Raw genomic sequence first — 4,575 nt, 5'->3', positions numbered from 1 at the left:
CGCCACGGCGGCCGCCACCGCCGCCTTGGCCGGTCTCGGTTACGGCATCAGCGTCTGGGCCGGGGACACGCCCCCGGGCGACGGCACCGCGCGGGCCGGCTCCGCCGCCTCCTACGGCGCGGACGAGCTGCGCACCGACCGCGGCGTGCCGTCGGCGTACCGGCTGCTGATCGTGGAGACCGCGCACGACTGCGGGCGCGAGGGCGTCACCCCGGCGCTGATCGCGGCGATGCTGAAGGTGGAGAGCAACTTCGACCCGAACCTCTCCGACCCGGCCAAGGACGAGTACGGCATCGCCCGCTGGACCCCGAAGGTGCTGCGCTGGTGGATGAACGAGGACGGCACTCCCGGGGAGACCGTCCCCGAGCCGCCGTTCCCGCCCGCCGAGTCCATCCCGGCGATGGGCCGCTACCTGTGCTGGATCGCGCCCCGGCTGGAGGCCGAACTGCCCGGCGACCGGCGGGTGCTGCTCGCCGCCGCGTACCGGACGTCGTACCGGAAGGTGAACGACGCCGGCGGTGTGCCTCCCAAGTACCGCGACTACGCGGACCGTGTCGCGCACTATCTGAAGGAGTACACACCGCCGGGCGGAACGTGATGCGCGTCAGTGGAAGAAGTGCCGCGTGCCCGTGAAGTACATCGTCACGCCGGCCTTCTTCGCCGCCTCGACGACCTGCTCGTCACGGACCGAACCGCCGGGCTGGACCACGGCCTTCACGCCGGCCTCGGTGAGGATCTCCAGACCGTCGGGGAAGGGGAAGAACGCGTCGGAGGCGGCGTACGCCCCCTGCGCGCGCTCGGCGCCCGCGCGCTCCACCGCGAGCTTCGCGGAGTCGACGCGGTTGACCTGGCCCATGCCGACGCCGACGGAGGCGCCGTCCTTGGCGAGCAGGATCGCGTTGGACTTCACCGCGCGGCACGCCTTCCAGGCGAACGCCAGCTCGGCCAGCTCCGCCGCGGACAGGGCCTCACCGGTCGCCAGCGTCCAGTTCGCGGGGTCGTCGCCCTCGGCCTGGAGCCGGTCGGCGACCTGGAGGAGGGCACCGCCGTCGATCGGCTTGACCTCGACCGGGGCGGAGGGGGCACCGGTGACGCGCAGCACGCGGATGTTCTTCTTCTTGGTGAGGGCCTCCAGCGCGCCGTCCTCGTAGCCGGGGGCGACGATGACCTCGGTGAAGATCTCCGCGACCTGCTCGGCCATCTCCTTGGACACCGGGCGGTTGACGGCGATCACGCCGCCGAACGCGGACAGCGGGTCGCAGGCGTGCGCCTTGCGGTGCGCCTCGGCGACGTCCGCGCCGATCGCGATGCCGCACGGGTTGGCGTGCTTGATGATCGCGACGGCCGGCTCGGCGTGGTCGTACGCGGCACGCAGCGCGGCGTCGGTGTCCGTGTAGTTGTTGTACGACATCTCCTTGCCGTGCAGCTGCTCGGCCTCGGCGAGGCCGCCGGTGCCGGAGACGTAGAGCGCGGCGGGCTGGTGCGGGTTCTCGCCGTAGCGCAGGGTGTTCTTGCGCTCCCAGGTGGCGCCGAGGAAGTCGGGGAACCGGGAGTCGTCGACGGGCGCGTACTCGGAGGCGAACCAGCTCGCGACGGCGACGTCGTAGGCGGCGGTGTGCTGGAAGGCCTCGGCGGCGAGCCGCTTGCGGGTGGCGAGGTCGAAGCCGCCCTCGCGGACGGCGGTGAGGACGTCGGCGTAGCGGGCGGGGCTGGTGACGACCGCGACCGAGGGGTGGTTCTTGGCGGCGGCGCGCACCATGGACGGGCCGCCGATGTCGATCTGCTCCACGCACTCGTCGGGCGTCGCGCCGGAGGCGACGGTCTCGCGGAAGGGGTAGAGGTTGACGACGACCAGGTCGAACGGCTCGACGCCGAGGTCCTTCAGCTGCTGCTGGTGGTCGGCCAGACGCAGGTCGGCGAGGATGCCGGCGTGGACCTTCGGGTGCAGCGTCTTGACGCGGCCGTCCAGGCACTCGGGGAAGCCGGTGAGCTCCTCGACCTTGGTGACCGGGACACCGGTGGCGGCGATCTTCGCGGCCGTGGAGCCGGTGGAGACCAGCTCGACGCCGGCCTCGTGCAGACCGCGGGCCAGGTCCTCGAGGCCCGTCTTGTCGTAGACGCTGACGAGCGCCCGTCGGATGGCCCGCTTGTTGCTCTCGGCGGTCACTGGATAACTACCTTTCGTCCCTCAATGCGATAGCCGTTGCGGGCGAGCCGCCCCACGACCTCGACGAGCAGCCTTCGCTCGACTTCCTTGATGCGCTCGTGCAGAGCGCTCTCGTCGTCCTCGTCCCTGACCTCCACCACGCCCTGCGCGATGATCGGCCCGGTGTCGACGCCGTCGTCGACGAAGTGGACGGTGCAGCCGGTGACCTTGGCGCCGTACGCGAGCGCGTCGCGGACGCCGTGGGCGCCGGGAAAACTGGGCAGGAGCGCGGGGTGGGTGTTGACGAACCGGCCACCGAAACGGGCCAGGAACTCCTTGCCCACGATCTTCATGAACCCGGCGGAGACGACCAGGTCGGGCTCGTACGCGGCGACGGCCTCGGCGAGCGCGGCGTCCCACTCCTCGCGGGTCGCGTGGTCCCTGACCTTGCACACGAAGGTCGGCAGCCCGGCGCGCTCGGCGCGGGCCAGCCCCTCGATGCCCTCGCGGTCGGCGCCGACGGCCACGACCTCGGCCCCGTACGCCTCGGCGCCGGAGGCGGCGATCTCGTCGAGGAGCGCCTGGAGGTTGGTGCCGGAGCCGGAGACCAGCACGACGAGGCGCTTGGCCACGGTGGAGCCCTTTCTCGGAGAGCGTCTTTGTAGAGTCGTACGAATGCTTCGGGCCCTCGAATACGGGGAAGCCTACGAAGCGGCCGACCGTCAGCAACGATACCGGCACACCAGGCATCCCCCACGGGACGGGGGCATGACCGGCAGGTAGCGTCTGGAGGGGAACGGGCCGAGGACCGGACCGGGGTACGGGCCGGGCCGGGAACGCCGCTCGTGGGCCACGCGTTCACCAGTCGTACTCGCTCGTTCGTGCCGTCGATCGATTCACCAAGGGGAAGACGCTCACTTGATGCCGGACCGCAGCCTGCGACTGCTCACGCTCCCTCAGCAGTCGGTGCGAGGAGGAGAGCGCAGCCTCGTGCTGCTGCGGGAGCGCCCGTCCTCGCCGCCCGACGCGCCCTCGGACCGCGGGAGCGGTGACGAGCGCGGCCGGGGGAGCCAGGAGGACAACCCGTTCGCGCCGCCGCCGGAGGGCACGCCCGACCGGCCGTGGCAGCCGAGGCATCCGTCCGGTGACGGCGGTTCCGACAGCGGCTCCGACGGTGACGGCGGACGCTCGCCCTGGGGGCGGAACTGGAGCGACCGGCAGCCCGGCCGCTCCCCCGGCGGCTTCGGTGAGCGTCCCCGCCCGGAGGGCCAGGGCGGCGGCCCGCAGAGCCCCGGCCCGCGCTGGGACCCCACGGACCCGGCGCAGCGCCGGGCGCGCTACGCCCTGCTGGCCGGGATGTGGGCCTTCTTCTTCGCGCTGTTCAGCTGGCCGTACGTCGCCCTGATGCTGGGCGCGCTCGCCCTGTACTGGGGCATCAGCGCCCTGCGCGCCAAGCCCCGCCCCGCGAACCCGGACAGCCCGGCCCCGGAGCAGACCGGCCGCCCGCAGACCACGGCGGCGGTGAGCGGCCTGGTCACGGCATCCCTGGCGCTGGCCCTGGTCGCGGCGTCGTTCACGGCCCAGCTGGTCTACAGCGACTACTACACGTGCACGAACGACGCGCTCACCCAAGAGGCGAGACAGTCCTGCAGCGACCTGCTGCCGGAGGAGCTGCGGGGGTTGCTGGGGACCAGCGAGTAGGGCGGCTTGTGGTGGCCGGGGGGCGGCTCTGGGGGTGATCGCGGCGCGGGCACGGTGTGGGCCCGGCGCGGGCGCGGTGCGGGCCCGGCGCGGTGCGGGCCCGGCGTGGGCGCTAGGAGTCGTGTGAGGCCTGCGGTGGGTCGGGGTCCTCGTCCGGCGCTCCGGGCGGGGAGGTCGGCGGCGGTGGCGTGGTCTCGCGGAGCGGTGCGGCGGGTGGTGCGGTGAGGCGCGGCTCGGGGTCCGTGGGCAGGAAGTCGTAGGGATCGTCGGCGGTGGTGTCCCGGGTGCGGGGCGCGGAGTCGGGGGCCTGGCCGAACGGCAGGTAGAGGTCGTCCAGGTGGTCGGGGTCGAACAGCGGCGACGGGCGCTCGGGCTGCGCGGCCGTACGGTCTCCGTCGGCCGTCTCCGTCTTCCGGGAGAACCAGCGGCGCCAGGAACGGGGCCCCTGAGCCTGATCGCCGGCTGAGCCCTTGGACTCCGGCTCCGGTGAGCCTCCGCGGGGGCTGCCGATCCGGGGTGAGTGTTCCGAGCCCTCGGCCTCCTCCTTGGCCCGCGCCCGCTCGGCGTCCAGCGCGCGGATCCGGCGGGCCCGCACCGTCAGGGCGGTCGCCGTCGACGTCAGGCCGATCCACACCAGGGTCGCCGCACCCACTTGCCAGGCCACCGGCCCGAAACCGGACAGCGCGGCCGACGACCGTGTCCGGTGCCTTGAAGAAGATCACCGGCTC

The 4,575-nt window shown here is 73.2% G+C and carries 5 protein-coding genes; 2 read left to right on the top strand and 3 right to left on the bottom strand.

Annotated elements, in window-relative coordinates; all coding sequences use genetic code 11:
* Positions 1-598 (top strand): lytic transglycosylase domain-containing protein (locus tag N4P33_RS33095; protein ID WP_260830629.1); only part of this gene is annotated, 598 nt, incomplete at its 5' end.
* A gap of 6 nt (positions 599-604) precedes the next feature.
* Here N4P33_RS33095 and purH read toward each other — a convergent pair.
* Positions 605-2,167 (bottom strand): bifunctional phosphoribosylaminoimidazolecarboxamide formyltransferase/IMP cyclohydrolase, encoded by a 1,563-nt coding sequence (gene purH, locus N4P33_RS33090; protein WP_260830628.1) that lies wholly within the window; start codon positions 2,165-2,167, stop codon positions 605-607.
* Positions 2,164-2,778 carry a phosphoribosylglycinamide formyltransferase gene (gene purN / locus N4P33_RS33085; RefSeq protein ID WP_260830627.1) on the bottom strand — a complete coding sequence of 205 codons (615 nt, stop codon included), beginning with the start codon at positions 2,776-2,778 and terminating at the stop codon, positions 2,164-2,166. The genes purH and purN overlap by 4 nt, the downstream gene beginning before the upstream one ends.
* Positions 2,779-3,067: 289 nt before the next feature.
* On the opposite strand from purN, the gene N4P33_RS33080 reads away from it, so the two are divergent.
* Complete coding sequence (locus N4P33_RS33080; RefSeq protein WP_260830626.1) at positions 3,068-3,847, top strand: hypothetical protein; 780 nt, start codon at positions 3,068-3,070, stop codon at positions 3,845-3,847.
* Positions 3,848-3,959: 112 nt separating this feature from the next.
* Here N4P33_RS33080 and N4P33_RS33075 read toward each other — a convergent pair whose 3' ends face one another.
* Positions 3,960-4,499, bottom strand: a complete 540-nt coding sequence (locus N4P33_RS33075; RefSeq protein ID WP_260830625.1) for a hypothetical protein — start codon at positions 4,497-4,499, stop codon at positions 3,960-3,962.
* Positions 4,500-4,575: the final 76 nt, after the last annotated feature.

The organism is Streptomyces sp. 15-116A (assembly GCF_025290915.1).
Classification (GTDB): domain Bacteria; phylum Actinomycetota; class Actinomycetes; order Streptomycetales; family Streptomycetaceae; genus Streptomyces.
Note: the sequence above shows the minus strand (reverse complement) of the source record. Positions and strands in the feature narration are given on the sequence as shown.

Coding starts and splice junctions, on each gene's coding strand:
- N4P33_RS33080 (WP_260830626.1), top strand. CDS start 3,068: ATGCCGGACCGCAGCCTGCGACTGCTCACGCTCCCTCAGCAGTCGGTG.